This window comes from Stenotrophomonas sp. 86428_Sma (genome assembly GCF_056481585.1).
In genome coordinates, this window is the sequence record NZ_CM151156.1 from 2,826,460 (window position 1) to 2,850,960 (window position 24,501).

Genomic DNA, 24,501 nt, shown 5'->3' on the forward strand with positions numbered 1-24,501 from the left:
ATCCAGGCACCAGTAGATCCACGCCATGCGTGGATGTGCCGCCCATGTCGCGCGTCGGTTGATCCATCCACGCATGGCGTGGATCTACTGCACCAGCTGATTCATTTCCATGATCGGCATCAGCACGGCCAGCACGATGGTCAGCACCACGCCGCCCATCACCAGGATCATGGTCGGCTCCAGCAACGCGGTCAGTGCCATCGCGCGGCGCTCGATCTCGCGCGAGATCGTCTGTGCCGCGCGATCCAGCAGTGGCGCCAATGCGCCGGTCTTCTCGCCACTGGCTACCAGATGCACGAGAATCGGCGGATACACCTTCTGCACCTTCAGCGCAGAGCCAAGCGCGGCACCTTCGCGTACGCGCGCGGACACGTCATCAGCGCAACGCGCCAGCAGCGCATTGCCAAGCGTCTGCCGCGCCGCTTCCAGTGCACGCAGCAGCGGCACGCCGGCATCCAGCAGGATCGCTAGGGTCGAGGCAAAGCGCGCACTGTTCACACCCAGTACGAAACGACCGACCATCGGCACCCGCAGCAACATCGCGTCCCAGCGCAGGCGCAGCTCGGGCCTGCGCAGAGCCAACCGCCATGCCACCACCAACGCAGCGATGCCGAGCCCCGCCCACACTCCCCAGATGCGAACGAATGCACTGGCCGCCAGCATCACCTGGGTCAGCATCGGCAGCGTCTGCCGTGCCTGCACGAACGCGGTCACCACCTGCGGCACTACGTAGCTGAGCAGGAAGATCACGATCGCCACCGACACCAGGCTGATTGCCGCTGGGTAGATGAAGGCGGTCAGTACTTTGGCCTGCAGCGCGTTGCGTTCTTCGATGTAGTCGGCAAGTCGCTCCATCACCCGCGCCAGGTCACCGGAGTCTTCACCTGCGCCCACCAGCGCCCGATAGATCGGCGGGAAATCGCGCGGCCGCGCGGCCAGCGCAACGGTCAGGCGCTGGCCGGCACGCACGTCGGCGCGTACGGCGGTGAGTGCCTGGGCCACATGCGGGCGCTCGGCCTGTTCGATCACCGCAGTCAATGCGGCTTCCAACGGCAGGCTCGCGGCCAGCAGGCTGGCCAGCTGGCGCGTGGCCCAGGCCAGCTCGCTGGCAGACAGCCGGCGGGCGCCCCAGCCACTGCCCGCACCGCGCGCCGCGCTGACCTGCACGGGTGTCAGCCCGCGACCGCGCAGCAGCTGGCGTGCGCCGCGCGGGCTGTCGGCGTCCAGCTGACCCTTCTCGATGCGGCCCTGCGCGTTGGCAGCCTGGTAGTCGAACAGTGCCATGCAGGCCTCAGTCGTCGCCGGTGACGCGCAGGATCTCTTCCAGCGTGGTCACCCCGCTGTCGACCCAACGCTGGCCGTCCTGGCGCAAGGTCCGCATGCCGGCACGCCGCGCAGCCTCGCGCAGCGCAGGTTCACCCTGCCCTTCATGGATCAGCGCACGCACGCGATCGTCGACCACGAACAGCTCGTGGATGCCGGTACGCCCCCGGTAGCCGCTGTTGGCACAGGCCGCGCAGCCCACCGCGCGCCACACGGTACGGCCCTCGCCGTCCACCTCGGCGCGCCGGCACTGCGTGCACAGCCGCCGCACCAGCCGCTGCGCCAGCACGCCGCGCAGCGACGAGGCCAGCAGGAACGGTTCCACGCCCATGTCGGCCAGGCGGGTCACCGCCGAGATCGCGTCGTTGGTGTGCAGGGACGCCAGCACGCCATGGCCGGTCAGCGACGACTGCACCGCAATCTGTGCGGTTTCCAGGTCGCGGATCTCACCGATCATGATGGTGTCCGGGTCCTGGCGCAGAATCGCGCGCAGCGCCGTGCCGAAGCTCATGCCGATACGCGCGTTGACCTGGATCTGGCCGATGCCGGCGAAGTCATACTCCACCGGGTCCTCCACGGTGAGGATGTTGCTGGTGCTGCTGTCGAGCTGGCCCAGCGCCGCATACAACGAGGTGGTCTTGCCGCTGCCGGTCGGGCCGGTGACCAGCACGATGCCGTGCGGCTGCCGGATCAATCCGGTGAACGTAGCCAGGGTGTCATCGGCCATGCCCAGGCGCTGCAGCTGCAGACGGCCGGCATCCTTCTCCAGCAGGCGCAGCACAGCACGCTCGCCATGCCCGGTCGGTACCGTGGAGACGCGGATATCCAGCGGCCGCCCCCCCACCCGGATCGCGATGCGCCCGTCCTGCGGCAGGCGCTTCTCGGCAATATCGAGGTGGGCCATGATCTTGATGCGCGACACCAGCGCCGCGTGCAGTGCGCGCCGCGGCTGCACCATGTCGCGCAGGGTGCCGTCCACGCGGTAACGCACCACCGAGTGGGTCTCGAATGGCTCGATGTGCAGGTCGCTGGCGCCATCGCGTGCGGCCTGTGCCAGCAGCGCGTTGATCATGCGGATCACCGGCGCATCGTCCTGCGCGTCCAGCAGGTCGGTGACTTCCGGCATGTCCTGCATCAGCCGGTCCAGATCCACTTCACTTTCAGCAGCCCCGACCAGGGCAGCGGCATCGCCGCCGTCACGGTACTGCTCACCCAGCCGCTGCTGCCAGGTCGCTGCATCCAGCGCCTGGAACGGCAGCGGGCCATGCCGTCGGCGCAGTTCGGCCACAGCCCACGCCGCGGTGTCGGCGGTGCCCAGCAGCACCGACTCGCCGCCAACTTCGGACAGCATCACGCCATGGCTGCGCACCCAGGCGTACGGCAGTGGTGCGGCGGCGCTCACGGCCCGATCACCAGTTCCGGCGTGTAGCCCAGCCCGCGCAGCTGCTGCAGCGCCGGGTCCAGCGTCGCCGGATCGCGCGGCAATCGCACGCGCAGGCGTTGCCCGCTCTCGCCGGGCGTCGCTTCGGCATAGGCCTGCAGGCCCAGTGCCCGCACCTGCGCCACGCCCTGGCTGGCACGCGCCGGGTCCAGCCCCTGCGCGAACTGCACCAGCTGCGCATCGCCGCCACCAGACGGGTACAGCGCCGCCAGGCTGCTGTTCTGCAGCGGCTGGCCCTGGCCATCGCGCGCATTGCCCTGGCCGAGTACAGACAGGTCCTGCGGCGGCAGCTGCGGTGCCGACAGCGCCGGCAGCGCCCAGCTCTGCACCGGCTGCGCACCGGCCTGCGCGTTGCGCATGTAGTCGTAGCGGTCGCGGGTCAGGCGCTGGCCGGCGGCCGGATCACGCACCACGTGCGGGCGCAGGAACACCATCAGGTTGGTCTTGGCGCGCTTGCGCGTGTCGCTGCGGAACAAGGCACCCAGCACCGGGATCTTTCCCAGCCCCGGCACCGCATCACGGCCATGGCTGACGCTGTCTTCCAGCAGGCCACCCAGCACCATGATCTGGCCATCGTCCAGCAGCACGCTGGTATCCAGGGCGCGCTTGTTGGTGATGATGCCGGCCGTGCTGTTCGCGCTCTGCGCGTCGATGCTGCTGACTTCCTGGTAGATGTCCAGCTTCACCGTGCCGCCCTCGGAGATCTGCGGGCGCACCCGCAGCTTCAGGCCCACGTCCTCGCGCACGATGGTCTGGAACGGGTTGTTGCTGCCGCCACCACCGTCGGTCACGTAGCGGCCGCTGACGAACGGCACGGTCTGGCCGACCATGATGCTGGCCGCTTCGTTGTCCAGCGTCATCAGGTTCGGCGTGGACAGGATGTTGGCACCGCCCTTGCTCTGCAGCGCGTTGGCCAACGCCTTCATGTTGAGAATCTGGCCGACGCCGGGCAGGTTGATGGTGCCGTCGATCACGCCGATCTTCAGGCCATCCTTGGGCAGCACGTCCAGAGTGGTGCGTGCGGTGGTGTTCAGCCCGCTGCCACCGGTGGTGCCGCCGAAGGTGCGGCCATTGCCCAGCATCCACTGCACGCCCAGTTCGGCCGCGTCGGTCTGGTTGACCTCCACGATCAGGCTTTCCACCAGCACCTGTGCACGACGCTGGTCGAGCTGGTCGATCACCCGCCGCAGGTTGCGGTACACCGGTTCCGGTGCCGAGATCAGCAGCGTGTTGGTGGCCACGTCCGCCTGCACCGAAATGCCGTTCTGACTGAAACCGGTGCTGCCGGCATCGATCGGGTCGCGGCGGTTCGGGTCCAGCCGCTGCGATTCCAGCGCATTGCCACCGGTCTTGGCCTGCTGCGGCTGCGACGGCTGCGACGGTGTGGCGCGGTTGGCGTCACCCGGCAGTGGCGTGATGCCTTCGTTGCTGCCCATTGCCGGTGCATCGCTCTGCCCGGCCACCACGCCGCGCAGCACGCCGGCGAGCTGATTGGCCTGGGCATTGCGCAGGTAGACCACATGCAGGTTGCCGGACTCGTCCTGCGCGCGGTCCAACTTCTCCACCAACTGCCGCGCCAGGCGCGTTCGGCCCGGGCTGCTGGAACGCAGCAGCACGCTGTTGCTGCGGGGGTCGGCCATCACCACCACCTTCTGGCTGGGCTCTGCGCCCTGCGCATCCAGCAGCGGCGCGACCATCGCTGCCACGTCAACGGCAATGCCCTGCTGCAGCTTCACCACATCGGTGTCCATGCCGGCCGGTGTATCGACGCTGGCGATCACCCTCGCGATGCGCTCCAGGTTGTCGGCATAGTCGGTGATCACCAGGGTGTTGTTGCCCGGGTTGGCGGTGATCGGATTGTCCGGGCTGATCATCGGCCGCAGCACCGCCACCAGCGCGGCTGCGTTCTCGTAGCGCAGCGCGAAGGTGCGCGTGGCCACCTCGCCGCCGGCCCCGCCCGCGCCCACACGGCCACCGAGCAGCTTGGCCTCGGCCTGCGGCACCACCCGGCTGACACCGCCGTTCTCGACCACGGCAAAGCCACGCATGCGCAGCGCGCCCAGCAGCAACTGGTACGCCTGGGTACGGCTGACCGGGCCATCAGAGACCACGGTCATCTTGCCGGTCACCCGCGGGTCGACCAGGAACTGGCGACCGGTGAAGCGCGCCGCCATGCGCAGTACGCCGCCGATATCGGTATCCACCAGGTTCAACTGCACCGGTTCATCGCGGGCGTCCTGCGCCTGTGCCGGTGCAACAACGTGAGCGCCACCCACGATCAGGGCCAGTACAGTGCTGCAGGCAAGGCTGCGCATCGCCCTCATGAATGGCCACCCGCAGTGAGTGCCATCACGATGTTTCCGGATATCCGTGCCGCCGGCATGTTCGCATCCCCTGTGCGTGTCAGTTGCAGTTGCTGCAGTTCGATGGCCGGATCGGCCAGCACGGGCAGCAGCCAGTTCCACAGTGCGTCAGCAGGTACGGCCTGCACCTGCAGGTGCCAACGCCCGTCGCGTGCTTCGACATGCAGTCCATCGGCGAGGCCGGCGGACTTGATTCCATTACGCAGCGCGGCCAGCGTCGGGCGCTGCCCCTGCACCTGCTGCTGGCGTTCGCGTGCACGCAGCAGCGGCGCCAGTGCGCGCGCCTGCGCCTGCAGCCGCGGCAGCTCAGCCTGCCAGTGCGCACGCTGTTTCAGCAGCGGCTCCAGCCAGAATGACCACAGCCCCGCTGCCAGCAGCGCCAGCACCATCACCCACAGCATCCAGCGGTCGCGCGGCGGCAGGTGCTGCCAGCGTCGCTGCAGACCGGCCACACCCTCGCCCAGGCGCACGGCTCTGGCGGTCACTGTCCGCCCCCGCTCACGCGCAGGCGTCCACCGGCCTCGCGCGCCATCTGCAGGCCCTGCGCCTGCGCCGCCTGCTGCCACTGCTCCAGCCGCTGCGCGTCATCGGCTACCGCCTGCGCATCGGCGTCCAGCTCCAGTTCCAGCTGGCCGGGTTGATAGCGCAGGCCGCGCACCTGGCCGCCCAACTCCGGAATCGCCTGCAGCGTCGTTGCGACCTGCCGCTGCACCGGTGGCAACGGCGGCGCCGGCAACGGCACGGCCAGCGCGCGCCGCGCCTGCAGCACCGGGTCCACCACATCAGTGATCTCCGGAAAGTGCGAGCTGAACTGCCGCGCCATGTCCTGCTGCAACGCCTCGCCCTCGCTGCGCCAGCGCGAGACCTGCAGCTGCAGCCCAAGCGCAGCCAGCAACACCGCCGCCAATGCGAGGCCGATCGCCACGCGTGGTGCCTGCCTGCTGCGACCAGGCAGTGGCAACGACCACGCTGGCACGGGTCCGCTGGCCTGCCGTTCATGCGCGACCACGGTGGCCGGCAGGTTCTCCGGCCACGCCAACGGCACGCTGTCGATCCACTGCACGGCCTGCACCCCGGATTGCTGAAGACGCGTCGCGAGCGACTGCAGCACCGCCGCCGTGTCGCGCCCACCGCACCACTGCACAAAACCCCGATCGCGCCCGCAGCGCACCAGTAAATGCTCGCCGGCAGCCTGCAGCGTTGCCTGGCCGTTCTGCCACGGCAGCAGCAGCGGGGTCGGGTACAGTGCCTGCAGCTGCAGTGCACATGAAGCCAGCAGCTGTTGCGCCTGCAGGACGGCCTGCTGGCCAAGCCACGCCACCGGAACCGTGCCGTCCGCCGCCTGTGCACCGTGTGCCAACGCGACCTCCTGCAGGTCATCCAGCAGCATCGCCTCTACTTCGCCCTGCAATGCGGCCTGCAGCCTGCGGCCGGACAGTGGCGGCAGCTGCAGTTCCAGCAGGATCAGGTCCTGCGGATCGAGACAGGCCAGCACCTCGGCCTGCGGATGACGTTGCCCGAGCACGGCCAAGCCCTCGCGGCCATGGACCAGCACCCCACCCTTGTGCATCTGCGCCCACTCGACCGTACTGTCGGCGCGCAGGTGTTCCAGCGCCGGCAGGCGCACCCTCAGCTGCACGCTCATGCTCCAATCCTCGTCCACACACGCTGCACGCGCACACTGTCATCGCGGTACTCGCGCCAGATCAGGGCCCGGAAGTCGACCGCATTGCCATCGGCCTGTACCTGGCCGACGGCAAGGAACCACTCGCTATGAATGCCAAGCGGCACCACGGCCATCTGCGCGTTGCTCAGTTGCAGTCGATTGGCGATATCGCCGCGGTTGAGCAGCCAATGGCCACCGTCGCGCTCACCGAGCAGCGCCTGCAGGCGCCTCGGCTCCACGCCGGGAGTGACCGCCTGTAACACGCTGATGTCACTGGTGTTGGCATTGACCAGGGTCTGGGCCGGCAGCACCACGGTGCGCCGTGCCAGTGCCTGCACCGCCACTGGGTCGGCGCCCGCCAGGGCCTGCTCGATCAGCGATTCACGCGGCAACGGCGCCTGCGCCTGCAGGTCGCCATCACGCAGCCTCGCCTGGATGTGATCGGCAGCAGATGCACAGGCACCCTGCCCCAGGCCCTGCCCGGCACACAGCGCGATGAACGCGCGCCGTGCCTCCGGGTCCGGCTTGCCATAGGCCAGCAGGTTGCGCAGGTTGAACATGGACTGTGCATCGACCAGCTGCAGCTGCACCGGCAGCGGCGCCTGCAGCGTCAGTGGACGCGCCCAACGGCCGCTGCGCACCGTGGTCAACTGCTCCTTTACATCGTCACGCAGCTGCTGCGCCGCGCGCTCCAGGGTGGCATCGACCGCCATGCGCACCTGCGCACGCAGCTGGTCGCCACGCAGCGCACGCAGCTGTGCCGACTGCCGGGTCAGCAGTGCAGTGGCAATCACCGCCACCAATGCCACCACCAGCATGGCGACGATCACCGCCATGCCGCGCTGGCGGGTGCACGGGACCGAACGCGTCCGGGCTGTCATCTGCACGCCTCACAGCTGCCAGGAGCCGATGTCCGCGTTCCCGGCGTCGCCACCGGGCTTGCTGTCCGCACCCAGCGAGAACACATCGATGTCGCCATGGGTTCCGGGAATCTGGTACTGGTACGGATGGCCCCATGGGTCATTCGGCAGGCGATCCAGATACGGTGTCACCGGCATCGCACCGCTGCCCTGCGGCGGCTTCACCAGCGCCTGCAGGCCCTGTTCGGCGCTGGGGTAGCGCCCGTTGTCCAGCTTGAACAGCTTCAACGCCTGCATCAGCGCCGCGATGTCCTGGCGCGCCGCCACCACGCGCGCCTGGTCGGGACGGTCCATCAACCGCGGCACGATCAATGCCGCGAGAATGCCGATGATCACCACCACCACCATGATCTCGATCAGGCTGAAGCCCTGCTGCCGAGCCCTGCGACCACCCACCTGCCTTGCCATTGTTCCGCCCTCGTCATCCTGGAAGAGACCGCTGCGCCATGGTCAGCGGTGCATGTGTCAGTACGATAAACATCCGCCTGCTATTCGCTGCGGCTGTGCCTGCAGCGGTGCAGCACGTACCGCTGGCGCACACGCCGCTTCAAGCAACGGAGATGGAAGGCTGCCCAGCGTGTCGTCGATACAGGCCCGCAGCAGTGGATGTGCGCAGGCCTGCAACAGGCGTACGCACTGCATCGGCGACCAGGCCGTGCCGTGGTCGAGGCCGATGAACTGCCGGTAGGCCTGGTGGTAGCGCAGGTCGTCGTACACGCGCTGCGCGCTGTTCAGGCCGCGCATCACCACCAGCAATGCCGCGCGTTGCAGCACGCGCACATCACCGGCCTCAAGCGGCAGCAGCGCCGCCGCACATTCGGGCCAGGGCCGCAGTTGCGGGTCGAGCGCCCTGCGCAATGCCAGCAGCGGATGCGACGAACTGTCCAGTGCAGCCCAGCGCGCGGCGTCGGCCCAGGCGTCGCTGGACAGAACCCAGACCCATGAATGCCCGTAGCGCTGCACGTTCAAGGGTGCATGCCGCGCCTGTTCCAGCGACTGGCTCAGGTGGCGATCCAGTTCCAGCATGTTGATCCTGCGACTGTCTGCCATCAGCGCCGCCTGTGCTCCGCGACGCGTGGTGCGCCGTACTCTGCAGAAGACGTCGACAAGGCAGGTGAAGCGACAACGCGAATGCAACTCTGTGCACTGGGTGGCGCTTCATCCGCAGCGTCACAGCAACGTCATCCGCCTGCAGGTTTCGCGATCCAGCCGTGGTGCGTCGCCACCGCATCGCCGCGCCAGCACCGCCACGTCGCTGCGCTGCGCGAACGCCGCCAGCACATCGGTCATGCCTGCGTCATCCAGCCATGACGCCATCGCGACACGCAGCGCTGGCAGCTGCCAGCCGTCCATCACGCCATGGCCGCCGGCCACAAACCAGTGCCACAGGCGCTGCTGCTGAACCTGCTCGTGCAGCTGCGGAAGATCATCGATGCCATGCATGTCTGCCAGCAGCAGCGCACGGGCGATCGCCGCCGGCGGCAACACGCCACTTTCGGGCAACGGCACAGCCTGCTGTTGCAGGCGCAGCAGCATCGCCAACGGGTGTGACTGCGGATCGAACTCAAGCAGCACTGCTTGTTGCTGCCATTGCGCATCGGATACCACGCACACCCACGGCGATCCATAGCGATGCACCATCAAAGGCCGTCGCTGCGTGGTTTCCAGCAGCGCCGACAGGTTGCGGCGCAGATCCAGCACACCGATGGTCTCGTTGCGCATCCTTGGCGTCTCCTTGCTTGCAACAGCCCTGCACGGCGCGCACGGCCAGCGTCTTCATCTAACCAAGGACGGCAATGCCACCCGGAAAGCGACGCAGATCCAGCGACATCGTCAGTCGCAGCTGCTCCAGCGCCGCGTCCGGATCATCGATGCGGAAGCGACCGCTGACCGGGGCCCGCGCCAATGCCGATTCGCCCAGCAGCACCTTGCCGCGGCGGTAGCGGTTGATTTCATCCACCACCTCGCGCAATGGAGCGCGACGGAACACCAGCATGCCCTCGGTCCAGGCGCTCACTTCCGAGGCCAGGGCTTCGGCCACCACGCCACTGAGGCGCTCGTCGTATTGGGTCTGCTGGCCCGCCTGCAGCTGCAGGCGGCCCTGCGGGTGCTCGATGCGGGCGCTGCCCTGCAGGCAGGTCACCCGTACCTGGCCGTGGGTGTTGCGGACGTCCAGGCGCACCGCACCTTCATCGGCGATCACGCAGCCCGGCCCCGCGAACAGGGCGAGGCGCAGGCCTGCCTGGGTTTCGATCGCGGCCTGGCCCTGCACCAGCTCGAAGCCTTCGCCCTGCGTGTCCGAACGACGGCGCAGGCTGCTCTGCGTATCCAGTTCGATCTTCAGCAGCGGCAAGGGCGCGATCTGCAGTCGCTCACCGGTGCCGGTGTGGAAATCGGCCGCCATCGCCGTCACCGAGGGCCACAGCCCCAGCGGCGGGCGGATCGCCGCCACCACCACCAGGCTGGCCGGTGCGGCAATCGCGGCGCCCAGGAAGGCGCGCCGGCTCCAGCGCTGGGACGGCGTCGGCGCGACCGGCTGGCGCGCAGCGGCGGGCAGCTGTTCGCCTGCCAGGCGTACCTGCTCCCATTGCCGGCGCGCACGGCCGAATGCTTCGCGATGACGCGGATCAGCCTCGCACCACTCGCGGAACCTGCGCCCATCGGCGGCGGTGGCCTCGCCCGAGGTCAGCCGCACCACCCACGCGTGGGCCTGACGCTCGACGGCATCCAGCGGGCGTTGCGGGCGATCGTCAGGATCCATGGGGGCTCATGCCGGACCCGCACGCTGCGGGGTTCTGCTCGGCGTCAAAGTGTAGACGGATGCCGTCGCTCAGAACCGCACCTGACGCCCCTGTCCACTGCGCTCGGCCAGGTAGTCCTGGGCCGCTTTCAGCTCGCGCTGCACAAGCCGCAGCGACACGCCCAGCTGGTCGGCGACGTCGCGCTGCTGCAGGCCATCGACGCGGATCGCCAGCAGGATGCGGCGTCGGCGCTCGGGCATGCGCTGCAGCAGGCCGACCATGTCTTCCAGCGCGAAATCCAGTTCGGCCGCCTGCGCCGGGCCCGGTGCCGGGTCGGCCATCTCCATCAGCGTATCCACCTCTTCCAGGCTCAGCAGGCGGTGGTCGGCACGCTGGCGGTCGATCACCGTGTTCATCGCCATGCGCAGCAGGTAGGCCGCGGGGTTCTGCACCGCATCCAGGCGGTCACGGCGCGCACTCAGGCGCATCCAGGTGTCCTGCAGTGCATCCCCGGCCAGTTCTTCCGAGCCCAGCTTGCGTACCAGGCGGCGCTTCAGCTCGTCGTAGGCCCCCAGAAGGTGGTCCATCAGGTCAACTGCCCCAGCCGTACCGTTGCTCATGTTCGAATCCTTGAAGTCATGGAAGGGGCGCGCGCCGGCCACAGTCGTGGTCGGTGCCGGAAGGTCGGATCTGCAGCGTCACCGGCTGCGGCAGCGCGGCGGCATCGGGCGCCAGTACCAGGCCGTGCAGCGCGTGAAGCAGGCGCGCATCGCGGCGGGCACTTCCGCTACCCGACAGCAGCTCGGGCTGCTGCACCCGGCCTTCGCCGTCGACGCGGAAGCGCAGCGTTGCGGCATAGCGGCCGGGCGCGATCTCGGGGTCGTCACAGAACGCCGCACGCAGCCGCTGCTGCAGGCCGCCATAGCGTCGCCGACGCTCGGCATCCGGGAGCTCGGCGCCAATACCGGGTTCGGCTGCCGCGGGCGTGCCCCGGCGCAGCACCACGCGCTGCTCGCCGATCACCTCGGCCTCGATACCGGAATCCTGCAGCAGCATCTGCAAGGCAGGCAGCGGCGCAAGGCTGGCGCGCAGCGCATGGCTGCTACGGCCGGCGGCAAGATCGCCCGGGTACATCACCGACCACCCGCTGATGACACTGAAGCGCTCGACCGCCTGTTCCAGCGGCTGCGCAGGGATGTCGTAGGCATGAACACCGTCCTGCGCGGCAGCGGCAAAGGACAGCAGCAGCCATGCGGCGATGGCCACTTTCCAAGTTCTGACCGCATGGTGTCCATTCAGCCCCCTGACGTAGAACACATGACCCTCGGCAGCGACAGCAGCTGCAGTGGACGCGCGCCACGACCGGAACCCCGGCCCGCGCACGACCAGCAAGCGGGCTCAAACCGTACCGGGGGCACATGTCATTGCGATGACCGCTGCCCGCGGCCGACCGTCGGGCCAGCCTTCCTGGAGCCAGTCACGGATCAGGCATCAAAGAATCGAACAGACCATATCCTCCAGGCGTGGGGTCAGAGCCCGTTGCGCAGCAACGGGATCCAACCCCGTGCCGGCCAAAACGTGTCGACCAAGGTCGACACCCACCAAGAGCAGCTCATGCCGTTCCGACAGATCGCGGAAATCTGTCGAAGGCGGGGTGGGTTCGGTTGCGGGGGGCGTGAGCCGCATGGATGCGGCGACCGAGCTTACATGGACGTACTTGCAGCGTCCCCTGCAACCGGACCCACCCCGCCATCCCACGGAATGCACGCTGTTGCTTCGGCCGTTGCTCCTGAGGTTGCCGGCCAGCGGCCGGCACTACCGCGGGTGCCGGGTGCAACCCGGCCGCAAACCCCATCCCTCAAAGCGGCAGCTGGGTGGTCTGCTTGATCCGCTGCATCGGAATCTCGGTCTTCGTGTTCTGCACCCCGGCAATCCGGTTCAGGTGCTGCATCTGGAACTGCCGGTAGGCATCAAGATCCGCCACCGCCACCCGCAGCAGGAAATCGCAGTCGCCCGCCATCAGATGGCATTCAAGCACTTCCGGGAAAGACTTGATGCTGTTGATGAAGTGATTGGTGGTGTCCTCGTCCTGCCCGCGCAGCCAGACCCGCACGAACACCGTGAAGCCACGCCCCACCTTGGCCTCATTCAGCAGGGCAACGTAGCGGTCGATGTAGCCGCCTTCCTCCAGCAGCCGCACCCGCCGCAGGCAGGCCGAGGGCGAAAGGCCCACCTGCCGGGCCAGCTCCAGGTTCTGCAGGCGTCCGTCACGCTGCAGGGCGTCGAGAATGCGGCGATCAAGGTTGTCGAGCTGGTACTGCATGGAATTTCACCGTTGGCGACATTGGCCGCATGGAATCTCAATATTCCCGAATCGAATGGCATCAACGCAACCCGATTTCGCGATCAGGCCGCTAGCATGGGCCACCCCCACCTCGTTGTGCCGTTCGATGGACGCCCGTACCACCCTCCCCCTGCCCGATACCTGCGATACCGCCCCGCGCGCCGAATTCCTGCGCGGCCTGCGCGCCGCCGTACCGGTGATGATCGGCTTCATTCCCTTCGCCCTGGTGCTCGGTGCCCAGGCCGCCCAGAAGGGCCTGAGCGCGCTGGAAGTGCCGCTGATGACCGGCCTCAACTTCGCCGGCGGCTCGGAATTCGCCGCCGTCGAACTGTGGACCTCGCCACCGCATATCGCGCTGATCGTGGCGATCACCGCGCTGGTCAACAGCCGCCACCTGCTGATGGGCGCCAGCCTGGCCCCGCTGTTGCAGCACCTGCCGCGCCGCCGCGTGCTGCCGGCACTGTTCTTCATGTGCGACGAGAGCTGGGCGATGGGCGTGGCCGATGCGCGCCGCCGTGCGCTCGGCTTCAGCCTTTCCTACTACCTGGGCGTGTCGGCAGGCCTGTACACGGTCTGGGTGGCCTGCACCGCGCTGGGCGCGATCGTTGGGCCGATGCTGGGCGACATCCACGCCTACGGCTTCGACATGGCCTTCCCGGCCGTGTTCCTGGTGCTGCTGCGTGGCATGTGGCAGGGCATGAAGGCCGCGCGCCCGTGGCTGGTCAGCCTGGTGGTGGCCGCGGCCACCTATCTGCTGATCCCGGGCGCGTGGTACGTGGCCAGCGGCGCATTGGCCGGCCTGGCCGCGGCCTGGCTGCTGGCGGAGGACCCGGCATGATCTTCAACGGACTGATCCACTGGACCTCGGTGCTGACCATCGTGCTGATGGCCGCCGCCACCTACCTGACCCGCATCGTCGGCTTCCTCGCCCTGCGCAACCGCACGCTGAGCAAGCGCGCGGTAACGGTGATGGAAGCCGCGCCGGGCTGCGTGCTGATCTCGGTGATCGCCCCGGACTTCGTTGCCGACAAGCCGGCTGATCTGGCCGCGCTCGCCATCACGCTACTCGTCGCCACGCGCTTTTCAATGCTGCCCACGGTGCTGATCGGCGTGGTGTCGGCCGGCGTGTTGCGTTACCTGATGGGCTGACGCAGAAGCGCCTCCACCACGTGGTGCGACTGGAGACACAAGTGTCGCCATTGGCACGAACTGTGCATTTGTCTGGCGCGTCAAATGTGGCTCCGAACCAACTACTGGAGGTATTTGAAACAATTCCGATTGCCTGATCGAGCCTGAGCCGATACGGATTGATTGCCGAAACAGCAGGTTGAGCTGATCGGTCAATCGAAGTCCAACATGGAGAATACCAATGAGCAATCTACGAATTATCGTGGCAGCTGTCGGTATCACCCTCACCTCTACTGGCTGCGGGCCAATGGAGTGGCAGTTGAGCGCATCGTGCGAAGAAACCAAGAAGTGCCGGATGGAAGGCAGGATTGGAGGCAAGATCGGCGGAGGCGAACGCGACGGCCTACCTTGGTTCGAGCGGATTCTGCTGGCGTCGACATCAGAAGTACCAGACGCCGCGCAGTTCGAAATCGACGTCTCGGGTTCATCCATAGCCTTCCCGGCCAATGGGTCTGTAACCCTGCTGCTGTTTGATGGCCGGCAAGGAGCCACCATCGCCGCCAAGCTGTTCCAATGGCATCGAACAGGAACCATCCTCCGGCTTGTCGATCCGGATGGAGTGAACGCGTGGGCCGCATCCGCGTCCGGTCCAGCGACCGAGTTGAGGTACGACCTCGCAACATTCGATGTAAGTGCAGCCCCTGGACCAAACACCATCGCGGCGGCCTCACGATACGGCGGAGCCACCAAGGCGGCCTCAGTCTCGGACTTTCAAGTCTGTACGAAGTATCCATCGCCGTATCAATGCGGGCTGACCCCCTGATGCAGCGCCATCAGTCCAGGCGTGCCCAACCGGGCCTCCCCCTCGGGCTCTATGCTGGGCTGGCGGCAATCCTTCTGGCCACAAGTGCGTGCCAATCCATCCAGCTGCCTCCCCGGAACCTGGTCAGTCCCGATGGAGGGTATGCCACCCTGCTGCGAGGCCCTTCCTCACATCTGAAGATCAGCACAGTGTCGGTGCTACCCGGCCCGGAAAGCTCGGAGTATCCCAATCGATCCATCGAGTGCGGGTGGTCATCCGTCACAACTCGAGTCCTCTGGCAAGATCGAGCGCTTTCAGTCATGCAGGCGTCGCGGCTCTGCGAGGCCGCCGCACGATCCGCTGGATTGCCGCTCCAGGCCAATGGGCAGGAACGGACACCAATGCGCTATCAGCTCACGATCGTAAGTGACGGAGGCGGCATCTGGCGACAGCTGCCGGGACCAGAGCCGCCGGGTCAGATGGTCAGCTTCTGGTTTCCCTCCGGCCCCGACACCGACTCGCTGCGCAGGCGCGTGATCGCCACCACCGCCCATGAGTTCCAGCATATCGCCACCGCATTGGCAGGACACCCTCGGCGCGGCGGGCAGCGCGAACCAGACGCCTATCTGGCAGGCGCATGTGCCCAGCTGATGATCGAAGGCGCCGTTGCACGTGCGGATCTGCCTGGCGGACACGATCCGCGAGCTGATCCGTTTCTGCCATCGGCAGCCAGGCGCTCCGCGCATGCAGGCAGTACGACCGGGGGAGCGCTGCTGCGGTTCTTCGGTGACGCGGACACCTTGCACATCAATGAGGGAGGCCGCCACCTGATGCGGCATTGCCACGAGACGATCGGCTTTCCCCTGCAGCAGTGAACGCACCCTGCGACACCCGGTCGCAGCCAATCCAGCCACCCGCTTGATCAATGTCAATCCGCCCGCCGCTGCGCGGGCGTATCTCTATGCAGGAACCCAATACGCCGGCGTCACCGGCATCCAAAGGACCTGCGATGAGCTACACCCCCGACAACGCCCAGCTGCTGAATGCCATGCAGAACGTCATGGTGATCTCCGCCACCGACCTGCAGGGCAACATCACCTACGCCAACGACCTGTTCTGCACGCTCACCGGGTTCGCGCGCGAGGAGCTGATCGGCCAGCCGCACAGCATCGTGCGCCATCCTGATGTGCCCAAGGCGGTCTACAAGGACATGTGGGACACCATCAAGGCCGGCAAGACCTGGACCGGCATCGTGCCCAACCTCGGCAAGGGTGGCGTGCTCTACGTGGTCGACACCACCGTGCAACCGCTGTTCGACGCCGACGGCAACATCACCTCGTACATCAGCATCCGCCGCGTGGTGAACGACCTGATGCAGAACTACGACCTGGTCGAGTTCAGCAAGGAAAAGTTCGACGACTTCTACGAGGCCGCGTGAACGCCCTCCCGACCAGTACGCCCTTCAGCCGCCTGCTGGTGGGTTTCGCGTCCGAGTCGGGCAATGCCCGCGCCCTGGCCCAGCGCCTGGGCGCGGACCTGCAGCCGCACGCGCCGCAGGTGCTCCCGTTCAACGATATCGACGTGGCCAGTCTCGGCCACGGCGATGTACTGCTGGCGATCTCCAGTTCCTTCGGCGATGGCGAACCGCCGGCCAACGGCGAACAATTCTTTGAAACCCTGCGCCAGACTCCGACACTGAGCGGCCTGCGCTATGCAGTGTTCGGCCTCGGCGACACCGGCTACCCCAGCTTCTGCGGCTTCACCAAGGCACTGGATGCGGCGCTGAGCGAGCGCCAGGCGCAGCCATTGCTGCATCGCGTCGATGCCGACCTGGCCTACGAGCAGTTCTTCCAGCAATGGCAGCCGGTGCTGGGCCAGGTGCTGGATGGTGACGCGAACGCTGGCCAGGACCTGCACCTGCAGGTCACTGCCTATGGCGAAGACAATGCCTTTGCCGCCCCCATTCTCGAACGCCGCCGCTTGAACAGCAGCGACCCGGCTGCCTGGCACCTGCAACTGGACATTGCCGGCAGTGGAATGGCCTACCGCGCCGGCGACACCCTGCACGTGGTACCCGAGAACGACCCTGCCCTGCTGCAGGCATTGGCCACCTGGTACGGCGACACCGCCGCTGTGGCTGCGCTGCATGATCGGGAGCTGCGCCTGCTGAGCAAGGGCGTGTTGCGCGAACTGGCCAAGCTCGGTGGCAGCGACGTTCTAAAGAGCCTGTTGAAGGTCAGCCAGAAGCGCGAGCTGGAAGCCTACCTGCACGGCCTGGACCTGCTGGACGTACTGCAGGACCACGCCACCCCGGACAGCATTCCGCTGGCCCGCCTTCGCGAACTGCTGTCACCGCGCCTGCCGCGCGCCTATTCCATCGCCTCGCACCCCTGCGACGACCAGCTGAGCCTGTGCGTGCGCGAAGTGCGCTACACCCTGCGCGGTCGCGAGCGCTTTGGCACCGCCACAGGCAGTCTGCTGCACGGCGGCGATACCGCTCGGGTGTACTGCCGCTCCAATCCCGGCTTCCACCTGCCCGATACCGGCGAGGCACCGCTGCTGCTGGTCGGCACCGGCACCGGCATCGCACCGTTGATGGGCCTGATGCAGGAGCTGCAGGCCGGTGTCTGCGAACGCGAAGTGCACCTGGTGTTCGGCGAGAAGCACAGCCAGCACGATTACCTGTACCGCGAACAGCTGCAGGACTGGCACGCGCGCGGTGTGCTGGCCGGCCTGCATACCGCGTTCTCGCGCGATGGCGCCGAAAAGGTCTATGTGCAGCATGTGCTGCAGCAGCGCGCCGCCGAAGTGCGCGATGTATTGGCCCGCGGTGGGCATCTCTACCTGTGCGGCAACAAGAGCCACCTGGAAGGCGCGGTGCGCGAGGCCATCGATGCCATCGGTGGCGAAGGGCACTGGAACGCACTGCGGAGCGAAGGCCGCACGCACTGCGAATTGTATTGATCCATCACCACTGGACCGCACGAACCCTGGAACGGTAGAGCCGGCCGCTGGCCGGCTGCCCCAGATTCCGTGGTTGCCGGCCAGCGGCCGGCACTACCATCAGCTGTAGTCAACCATCGCCTGTGCGTCGCTGAACCCCTGAACTGGTAGAGCCGGCCGCTGGCCGGCTGCTCCGGATTCCATGGTTGCCGGCCAGCGGCCGGCACTACCATCAGATGTAGCCATTCATCGCCAGTGCGTCCATCGCGGGTCAACCGCCGACGATGCGACCATCCACCACGCGTGCTACCTGCTGGCCGAACATGGCCACATCCTGCGGGTCGTGGCTGATCAACAGCAACGGAATACCAGTCTTGTCCAGCACGGTCTCAAGCTCCTGGCGCAGGTGCTGGCGCAGATCATGGTCCAGCGCGGAGAACGGCTCATCCAGCAGCAGCGCCTGCGGCTGTGTCACCAGGGCCCGTGCCAGTGCAGTGCGCTGGCGCTGTCCCCCGGATACCTGTGACGGTAGAAGATCACCGACCGTGTCGATGCGGAATGCGTGCAACCACTGCTCCACCGCTTCGAAGCGCTGCCCGGCGCGCGGATTCAACCAGCCCTTCTGCAGACCGAACGCCACGTTCTGGCGCACGCTCAGGTGCGGGAACAGTGCGTAATCCTGGAACACGTAGCCCAGCCGGCGGCGCTGCGGCGGCAGGTCCACGCCGGCCGCCGCGTCAAACAAGGTCTGCCCCTGCAGGCGCACGTGGCCCTGGCCCGGCCGCAGCAGCCCGGCCACCGCCTTCAGCGTCAGGCTCTTGCCCGCGCCCGAGGGCCCGAACAGCACCACCTGCCGCTGCGTGCACTGCAGCGATACGTCCAACACGAAATCCTGGCCGGCCGCCTGCAGCCGACGCTGGACCTGCAGATCAAGCCACATCACGCAGCTCCCGGCGACGCCCGCCCACCAACCGTGCGGCCAGCAGCAGGATCACGATGCACACCACCGAGGTCAGGATCACCAGCGCGTTGGCCTTGCCGTCCTGACCGGCCTGCACCGCCTCGTAGATGGCGATCGACAACGTCTGCGTGCGGCCCGGAATACTGCCTGCCACCATCAGTGTCGCGCCGAACTCGCCCATCGCACGTGCAAACGCCAGCAGCAGGCCGGCGAGGATGCCGCGCCAGGCCAGCGGCAGCGTGATGCGGAAGAACACCGCCGCTTCGGACACACCAAGCGTACGTGCGGCCTGCTCCAGCTGTCCGTCCACTTCCTCGAACGCCGCGCGTGCCGGCTTGAACACCAGCGGCAGCGAGGCCACCGCCGCAGCGATCACTGCCGCCTGCCAGGTAAACACCAGGTTGATGCCGAACCACGACTGCAACCACGCACCGATCGGTCCGTTACGGCCGATCAGCACCAGCAGGTAATAGCCCAGCACCGTCGGTGGCAGCACCATCGGCAGGGTCAGCAGCGAATCCAGCAGCTCGCGGCCGGGAAATCGCCGCCGCGCCAGTAGTGCGCCCAGCGCCACGCCCACTACAAGATTGATCGCGGTGGCCCAGCCGGCCACCTTCAGCGACAACCCCAGTGCGCTCCAGTCGAGATCCATGCCTCAGGGCTTGCCGAACCCGTGCCTGGCCAGGATCGCCTGGCCCTGTGCCGAACGCACGAAGGCGGTGAAGCGCTTGGCTTCAGCCGGTTGCGTACTGGCCTTGGTCACCGCCAGCGGATAGGCAATGCGCCCCGCCACAGGCACCGCGAAAGCGCGGCGCACGCGGTCGGGCATTGCCTGCGCATCGGTGGCATAGACGAAGCCGGCGTCCACTTCACCGCGCGCGACGTAATCCAGCGACTGGCGCACGTTCTGCGTGGTGATGGTCTTTCCCTGCACCGACGGCCACAGGCCCGCCGCTTCCAGCGCGCCCTTGGCGTAGCGGCCGACCGGCACGCTGTCCGGGTTGCCCAGTGCGATGCGCTGCACGCTGCCACCGGCCAGGTCCTTCAGGGTACGCGGCGCGGCCTTGGCCTGCGGCGGCACCACCACCCACAGCGCGTTCACCGCGAACACCTCGCGGGTACCGGCCGCCAGCAGGTCCTGCTGCTGGGCCTGGTCCATCGTGGTTTCATCGGCCGAGGCGAACACGTCCACCGGCGCGCCACGACTGATCTGCTGCAGCAGCACGCCTGAGGCGGCGAAGTTGAAATCGACCTTGGTTCCCGGGTGCGCCTTCTCATAGGCGGCGCCGAGTTCGCGGAAGCTCTCGGTCAGGCTCGATGCCGCCGACACCGTCAGGTCGGCCGCCCAGGCTGGCAGCGTGGCCAGCAGTCCCAGCAACAACAGTCCAGCGCGTTTCATCGTCGGCTCCCGGCCAGGTTCAGTTCGAATCGGATTCGTCGGCCACCGCCAGCGCCGCCAGGCGCTCGGGCTGCAGCAGCAGAATCTCGCGCTGCTTCACCGCGATGATCCCATCATCGCTCAGGCGGCGCAGCACGCGGCTGGCGGTTTCCGGCGCCATCCGCAGGTAGTTGGCGATCTCGGTACGCGCCATGGTCAGGTTGAAGCGCGTGGCGGAAAAACCGCGCCGCGCGTAACGCTCGGACATGTCGAGCAGGAACGCCGCCATGCGCTCTTCGGTACGGTGATTCGCGGCTAGCGTGGCGACCTTGCCGATCTCCGCGCTGAGCAGGCTGAACAGCTTGGCCTGCAGCCCCGGCATGCGTGTGGCCAGCAGGCTCAGCTTGGGGAACGAGATGCGGCACAGGTGCACGGTGTCCAGCGCCACCGCATTGCAGGGGAAGCGCGAGCCGTGAATCGCATTCAGGCCGATCACTTCGCCCGGCAGGCTGAAGCCCAGCACCTGCTCGTTGCCCTGGCTGTCATCGACGAAGGTCTTGACCATACCGGCGCGCACCGCAGCAATCGAATCGAACGACTCACCGGCGCGGAAGATGTAGTCGCCGGCATGGAACGGACCGACGTGGTCGACCAGCACATGCAGGTCACCCAGCGCGATCTTGTCGTAACCCTGCGACATGCAGGCATCGGAAAATGCACAGGTACTGCAGAAGTGCAGCGCGTCGCCATCATCGGCGGCGGCGGGGTTCGGCGTGGCCCGGCCGAGGCGACCCTGGGAAGGCGGAGTTGAAGACATCGGGGCAGGACTCAAGCGATGGCGGCCGCCGGCCGGAAGCATGCGGCCATCATACGCCACAGCAACCGCCCTTCTTCGGCCAGCCGCAGCACACGTGCATCCCACTGCGCCCAGCCGCGCGCCAGCAGCGGCGACAGCGCCGGCAGCTGTTCGGCGAAGCATTCCTCGAAGGGTTCATCATTACGCCACTCGAAGGCGGCCGCATCGAGGGCATGGTCGCAGGCGATGCTCTGTGCCACCTCGGCCGCCATCCGCTCGTCCTCGGACAGGATCAGGCCCGCGGCCACGCCCATGTGACCGGACTGCAATCGCGCCCGCCATTCGCCCAGCTCGTCCTCCAGCCGATAGAACACTTCGCCGATCTGGCTGCAGGCGGACAGGCCAAGCCCGATGAAATCACTGCGGTCACGGCGCGGCACGCCGGCCAGGTCGCAGTGGCGCTGGCCATCGCCGGGCCCATGCGGATTGGGCAGGTCACCACGCTGGTAGTGGTCACCGCCGATGGGTTCATAACCGGCATCGCGCAGCAGGCGCCAGGCCTGCAGCCAATGCGCTGCCGACGGACGCTGCGGCAGCGCGCACGGTGCCGGCAGCAGGATGCGCTCGGGTGCCTCGGCCAGCACCTCATGCAGACGCTCGATGAAACCGGTGTCCTCACTGGCGGGAATGCGCAGCTGGTAGTAGCGCGCAGTGAAGCCGACCTGCCGCGCCTGTGCCAGCAGGGTCGGCCCCGGCGCATCGGCACGGTCGATCACGTTCAGGCGGGTGCACCCCACCGCGCGCAGCTGCGCCGGTGACAGCGCGCTGCCGGCGTCCAGCCGCACTTCCACCTGCGGCCGCGCCACCGTGCGCAGGTGCTGCGGCACGGCGTCCAGCAGCTGGCCCAGCTGCGGCGGCGGCAATGTCTCCGCCAATCCCAGCTGCAACACCATCGCCACCACTTCGCGGTCCTCGGCCAGGGCATCGGCCTGCAGCTGCAGGGCCAGCAGCAAGGTGTCCAGATACGCCTGTGGCGGCACATCGCGACCACCACGACCGGCCTGGAAGCCGAGCGTCAAGCCACGCGGGATCAGGTGCTCATTGCTGGCGCGCACGGCGGCGCGCCAGCCGCTTTCGCCAAAGCCGGTGCTGAACTGGTCAGCCGCCGGGAACAGCACATGCCGGGGCTGCCGCAGCAATGCTGCCTGCAGCGCAGTGTCCTCACTCTCATCGACGTGGAAGCTCATGGCAGCCATCTTCGGGCGTTCCTCTTCGCGTGGCCCTGATTGAAATCAAGCGTGGCGCATCGGTGGGTTCATGCCGGCCAGCGGCCGGCACTACCCTTTCGCCCGCTACCCGGTAGTGCCGGCCGCTGGCCGGCAACCCCCTCCACCCACCGCGCACCGTTCCGGTAGTGCCGGCCGCTGGCCGGCCCCCCCTTCACCTGCCGCGCACCCGCTCGGCGGCGGCCGCATCGATGGCTTCGGGCAGGTCGGTCTCGCGGTCGATCTGCGGGAAGTGACGGCGTTCCATGCGGCGTATCGCAAAGTGCATCCATGCCAGTGCAGCCGCCACCAGCACGAACAGCAGCATGAAACAGCTGCTCCAGATGCCCACGGCATCGTTCAATGCGCCGAACACGATCGGCAGGATGAAGCCACCCAGGCCGCCGATCATGCCGACCACACCGCCCACCGCACCCACGTGCTGCGGGTAGTACACCGGAATGTGCTTGTAGACCGCCGCCTTGCCCAGCGACATGAAGAAGCCCAGCACGAATACCAGCACGGTGAACATCACCACGCCGATGGCCAGATGGAAGTGGATCGGGCCATGGATACCCTTCACCACGTACTCGGTATCCGGGTAGGCCAGCAGGAAGGTGCAGATGGCCGACACGCCGAAGGTCCAGTACATCACCCGGCGCGCGCCCATCCGGTCCGACATCCAGCCACCGACCACGCGGAACAGGCTGGCCGGGATCGAATAGCACGCCGCCAGCATGCCGGCATGACCCACGTCCATGCCGTAGGCGCCCACCAGGTAGTGCGGCAGCCACAGCGCGAGCGCCACGAAGCCACCGAACACGAAGAAGTAGTACAGCGAGAACCGCCAGACCTGCAGGTTCTTCAGCGGTGCCATCTGCTCGGCGAACGGCACCGGCTTCACGCCCTCGCGGCGGCGCTGCTCCAGCGACGGATCTTCCTTGCTGAAGAGGAAAAACAAGACCGCGGTGACGGCCAGCGCGACCGCCCATACCTTGGCAACCATGGTCCAGCCGGCCGCCACCATCACCAGCGGCGCCAGCAGCTTGGTCACCGCCGAACCGATGTTGCCGGCACCGAAGATGCCCAGCGCGGTGCCCTGCTTGCTGGCCGGGAACCACTTGGAGACGTAGGCCACGCCCACCGAGAAGTTGCCGCCGGCGATGCCCACGCACAGCGCGGCGATCAGGAACTGGGTGTAGGTCTGCGCATAGGTCAGCATCCAGGTGGCCACTGCGCCACACAGCATCACCAGCACCATCACCTTGCGGCCACCGAACTGGTCGGACCAGATGCCGAGGAAGACGCGGCTGACCGAACCGGTCAGTACCGGCGTGGCGATCAACAGGCCGAACTGGGTGTCATTCAAACCAAGCTGTTGGCTGATCTGGATGCCGATGATTGAAAAGATCATCCACACCGCGAAGCACACGGTGAAGGCGAACGTGCTCAGCCACAGCGCACGCTGCTGCTGCCCGGCACTGGCGGGGGCAAGGGCCTGGTTCATGGGGTCTCCTCGTTCAATGGGGGTCAGCCGATATCCGCGTCGGCTTCGATCTCGTCCAGCCCGCGCACCGGGTAGCGTTCCTGCAGCTGCAGCAGGTAGGCCTGCACCTCGCGCTGGCGTACCTGCAGTTCCAGGTAATCACGCAGCTGTGGCAGCACCGCCTCGAACGACTGTGGCTGGCCTTCCTCGCGGGCATCGACGCAGACCACGTGGTAGCCCCAGCGCGATTCCACCGGGAATCCCGCCAGGCCCTCGCGCAGGCGGAACACCTGGCGGTCGAACTCCGGCGTGGTCTGCCCACGCTGCAACCAGCCCAGGTCGCCGCCTTCGCTGCTGGACGGGCAGCGCGAATGGCGCAGGGCGAAATCGGCGAACAGGTGCGGCGACTCCTTCAGCAGTCCGACCAGCCGCTCGCCTTCGGTGCGTGCGGCAAACCGCCCGGCCACGTCGTCGGCCGGCGCCGCCAGCAGTATATGGCGCAGGCGCACGCGATCGGGCGAGCGGAAGCGCTCCGGGTTCTGCTCGAAGTAGCGGCGGCAGTCCTCGTCGGTCGGCACGCGGTCTTCGATCGCGTCCTCCAGCAGCTGCTGGATCAGCACTTCCTCGTCGCTTACCCGGTTGCCCTCCGGTGCCTGCAGGCCCAGCCGCTGCGCTTCCAGGCGCAGCAGCTCGCGCACCACCAGGGCACGCGCTGCTTCGGCGCGCGACTGTTCCGGGCGCATCGCCCGGTGGTGCTGCATCTCGCGGGCGATGTCGGCCTCGCTGATCGCGGTCTCGTCCACGAACAGCCGGCAGGGTGCCGGCTGCCCAAGCGAGCGCGACCCCTGCTCCGCCGCGTCGTGGTGATGCGAATGCGCCTCGGCAGGCACCGGTGCGGCGGAGTCGATCACGGTGACCGGCAGGAATTTCGGCAGGCTGCCCAT

The 24,501-nt window shown here is 67.5% G+C and carries 26 protein-coding genes; 6 read left to right on the forward strand and 20 right to left on the reverse strand.

What is annotated here, in order from left to right; all coding sequences use genetic code 11:
• Window positions 1-84: 84 nt before the first annotated feature.
• The 13 genes from gspF to ACZK3J_RS13010 all read right to left on the reverse strand — a co-directional run bounded on the left by gspF (window position 85) and on the right by ACZK3J_RS13010 (window position 12,777).
• Window positions 85-1,284 carry a type II secretion system inner membrane protein GspF gene (gspF, locus tag ACZK3J_RS12950; RefSeq protein ID WP_049463073.1) on the reverse strand — a complete coding sequence of 400 codons (1,200 nt, stop codon included), beginning with the start codon at window positions 1,282-1,284 and terminating at the stop codon, window positions 85-87.
• Window positions 1,285-1,291: 7 nt separating this feature from the next.
• On the reverse strand, window positions 1,292-2,725 hold the full coding sequence (gene gspE / locus ACZK3J_RS12955; protein ID WP_049463072.1) for a type II secretion system ATPase GspE: 1,434 nt from the start codon (window positions 2,723-2,725) through the stop codon (window positions 1,292-1,294).
• The gene (gene gspD, locus ACZK3J_RS12960; protein WP_478475907.1) at window positions 2,722-5,088 is read right to left on the reverse strand and encodes a type II secretion system secretin GspD; all 2,367 of its coding nucleotides are present in this window, start codon (window positions 5,086-5,088) and stop codon (window positions 2,722-2,724) included. Before gspD ends, gspE begins: the two co-directional genes overlap by 4 nt.
• Window positions 5,085-5,612 carry a type II secretion system protein GspM gene (gene gspM / locus ACZK3J_RS12965; RefSeq protein ID WP_032128120.1) on the reverse strand — a complete coding sequence of 176 codons (528 nt, stop codon included), beginning with the start codon at window positions 5,610-5,612 and terminating at the stop codon, window positions 5,085-5,087. The genes gspD and gspM overlap by 4 nt, the downstream gene beginning before the upstream one ends.
• A complete protein-coding gene (gspL, locus tag ACZK3J_RS12970; protein WP_478475908.1) occupies window positions 5,609-6,772 on the reverse strand; it encodes a type II secretion system protein GspL in 1,164 nt (387 codons plus the stop codon). The genes gspM and gspL overlap by 4 nt, the downstream gene beginning before the upstream one ends.
• The gene (gene gspK, locus ACZK3J_RS12975) at window positions 6,769-7,674 is read right to left on the reverse strand and encodes a type II secretion system minor pseudopilin GspK (RefSeq protein ID WP_478475909.1); all 906 of its coding nucleotides are present in this window, start codon (window positions 7,672-7,674) and stop codon (window positions 6,769-6,771) included. Before gspK ends, gspL begins: the two co-directional genes overlap by 4 nt.
• 9 nt (window positions 7,675-7,683) lie before the next feature.
• Window positions 7,684-8,121, reverse strand: coding sequence for a type II secretion system major pseudopilin GspG (gene gspG / locus ACZK3J_RS12980; RefSeq protein ID WP_014037416.1), 438 nt, complete (start codon window positions 8,119-8,121; stop codon window positions 7,684-7,686).
• Window positions 8,122-8,178: 57 nt separating this feature from the next.
• Window positions 8,179-8,763: a hypothetical protein gene (locus ACZK3J_RS12985; protein ID WP_012511258.1), complete on the reverse strand. Its 585-nt coding sequence runs from the start codon at window positions 8,761-8,763 to the stop codon at window positions 8,179-8,181.
• 120 nt (window positions 8,764-8,883) lie between these two features.
• Window positions 8,884-9,435 carry a hypothetical protein gene (locus ACZK3J_RS12990; RefSeq protein WP_134952120.1) on the reverse strand — a complete coding sequence of 184 codons (552 nt, stop codon included), beginning with the start codon at window positions 9,433-9,435 and terminating at the stop codon, window positions 8,884-8,886.
• A gap of 58 nt (window positions 9,436-9,493) precedes the next feature.
• The gene (locus ACZK3J_RS12995) at window positions 9,494-10,474 is read right to left on the reverse strand and encodes a FecR family protein (RefSeq protein WP_279913378.1); all 981 of its coding nucleotides are present in this window, start codon (window positions 10,472-10,474) and stop codon (window positions 9,494-9,496) included.
• Between the two features lie 69 nt (window positions 10,475-10,543).
• Window positions 10,544-11,074 (reverse strand): RNA polymerase sigma factor, encoded by a 531-nt coding sequence (locus tag ACZK3J_RS13000; protein ID WP_032128154.1) that lies wholly within the window; start codon window positions 11,072-11,074, stop codon window positions 10,544-10,546.
• A gap of 16 nt (window positions 11,075-11,090) precedes the next feature.
• The gene (locus ACZK3J_RS13005; RefSeq protein ID WP_478058312.1) at window positions 11,091-11,771 is read right to left on the reverse strand and encodes an STN domain-containing protein; all 681 of its coding nucleotides are present in this window, start codon (window positions 11,769-11,771) and stop codon (window positions 11,091-11,093) included.
• A 541-nt stretch (window positions 11,772-12,312) separates the two neighbouring features.
• Window positions 12,313-12,777: an Lrp/AsnC family transcriptional regulator gene (locus ACZK3J_RS13010; RefSeq protein WP_005409896.1), complete on the reverse strand. Its 465-nt coding sequence runs from the start codon at window positions 12,775-12,777 to the stop codon at window positions 12,313-12,315.
• Between the two features lie 127 nt (window positions 12,778-12,904).
• Here ACZK3J_RS13010 and ACZK3J_RS13015 point away from each other — a divergent pair, with 127 nt between their 5' ends.
• The 6 genes from ACZK3J_RS13015 to ACZK3J_RS13040 all read left to right on the forward strand — a co-directional run bounded on the left by ACZK3J_RS13015 (window position 12,905) and on the right by ACZK3J_RS13040 (window position 17,692).
• On the forward strand, window positions 12,905-13,636 hold the full coding sequence (locus ACZK3J_RS13015) for an AzlC family ABC transporter permease (protein ID WP_478475910.1): 732 nt from the start codon (window positions 12,905-12,907) through the stop codon (window positions 13,634-13,636).
• On the forward strand, window positions 13,633-13,947 hold the full coding sequence (locus ACZK3J_RS13020) for an AzlD family protein (protein WP_049462743.1): 315 nt from the start codon (window positions 13,633-13,635) through the stop codon (window positions 13,945-13,947). Before ACZK3J_RS13015 ends, ACZK3J_RS13020 begins: the two co-directional genes overlap by 4 nt.
• A 220-nt stretch (window positions 13,948-14,167) precedes the next feature.
• Window positions 14,168-14,749: a hypothetical protein gene (locus tag ACZK3J_RS13025; protein ID WP_149908543.1), complete on the forward strand. Its 582-nt coding sequence runs from the start codon at window positions 14,168-14,170 to the stop codon at window positions 14,747-14,749.
• A gap of 380 nt (window positions 14,750-15,129) precedes the next feature.
• Window positions 15,130-15,603, forward strand: coding sequence for a hypothetical protein (locus ACZK3J_RS13030; protein WP_049462744.1), 474 nt, complete (start codon window positions 15,130-15,132; stop codon window positions 15,601-15,603).
• 134 nt (window positions 15,604-15,737) lie between these two features.
• Complete coding sequence (locus tag ACZK3J_RS13035) at window positions 15,738-16,166, forward strand: PAS domain-containing protein (RefSeq protein WP_478475911.1); 429 nt, start codon at window positions 15,738-15,740, stop codon at window positions 16,164-16,166.
• Window positions 16,163-17,692 (forward strand): diflavin oxidoreductase, encoded by a 1,530-nt coding sequence (locus ACZK3J_RS13040; protein WP_478475912.1) that lies wholly within the window; start codon window positions 16,163-16,165, stop codon window positions 17,690-17,692. Before ACZK3J_RS13035 ends, ACZK3J_RS13040 begins: the two co-directional genes overlap by 4 nt.
• A gap of 250 nt (window positions 17,693-17,942) precedes the next feature.
• On the opposite strand, the gene ACZK3J_RS13045 is transcribed toward ACZK3J_RS13040, so the two are convergent.
• The 7 genes from ACZK3J_RS13045 to ACZK3J_RS13075 form a co-directional block, all read right to left on the reverse strand.
• A complete protein-coding gene (locus ACZK3J_RS13045; protein WP_049422059.1) occupies window positions 17,943-18,611 on the reverse strand; it encodes a sulfate/molybdate ABC transporter ATP-binding protein in 669 nt (222 codons plus the stop codon).
• Window positions 18,601-19,284, reverse strand: a complete 684-nt coding sequence (gene modB / locus ACZK3J_RS13050) for a molybdate ABC transporter permease subunit (RefSeq protein WP_049459011.1) — start codon at window positions 19,282-19,284, stop codon at window positions 18,601-18,603. The genes ACZK3J_RS13045 and modB overlap by 11 nt, the downstream gene beginning before the upstream one ends.
• Before the next feature lie 3 nt (window positions 19,285-19,287).
• Window positions 19,288-20,031 (reverse strand): molybdate ABC transporter substrate-binding protein, encoded by a 744-nt coding sequence (modA, locus tag ACZK3J_RS13055; protein ID WP_049459012.1) that lies wholly within the window; start codon window positions 20,029-20,031, stop codon window positions 19,288-19,290.
• A 19-nt stretch (window positions 20,032-20,050) separates the two neighbouring features.
• Entirely contained in the window at window positions 20,051-20,827 is a 777-nt protein-coding gene (locus ACZK3J_RS13060) for a helix-turn-helix domain-containing protein (protein ID WP_478475913.1), read from the reverse strand.
• 11 nt (window positions 20,828-20,838) lie between these two features.
• On the reverse strand, window positions 20,839-22,053 hold the full coding sequence (locus ACZK3J_RS13065; protein ID WP_049462795.1) for an oxygen-independent coproporphyrinogen III oxidase: 1,215 nt from the start codon (window positions 22,051-22,053) through the stop codon (window positions 20,839-20,841).
• Window positions 22,054-22,246: 193 nt separating this feature from the next.
• Window positions 22,247-23,578 (reverse strand): MFS transporter, encoded by a 1,332-nt coding sequence (locus ACZK3J_RS13070; RefSeq protein ID WP_014037437.1) that lies wholly within the window; start codon window positions 23,576-23,578, stop codon window positions 22,247-22,249.
• Window positions 23,579-23,601: 23 nt separating this feature from the next.
• Complete coding sequence (locus ACZK3J_RS13075; RefSeq protein WP_049462746.1) at window positions 23,602-24,501, reverse strand: peptidylprolyl isomerase; 900 nt, start codon at window positions 24,499-24,501, stop codon at window positions 23,602-23,604.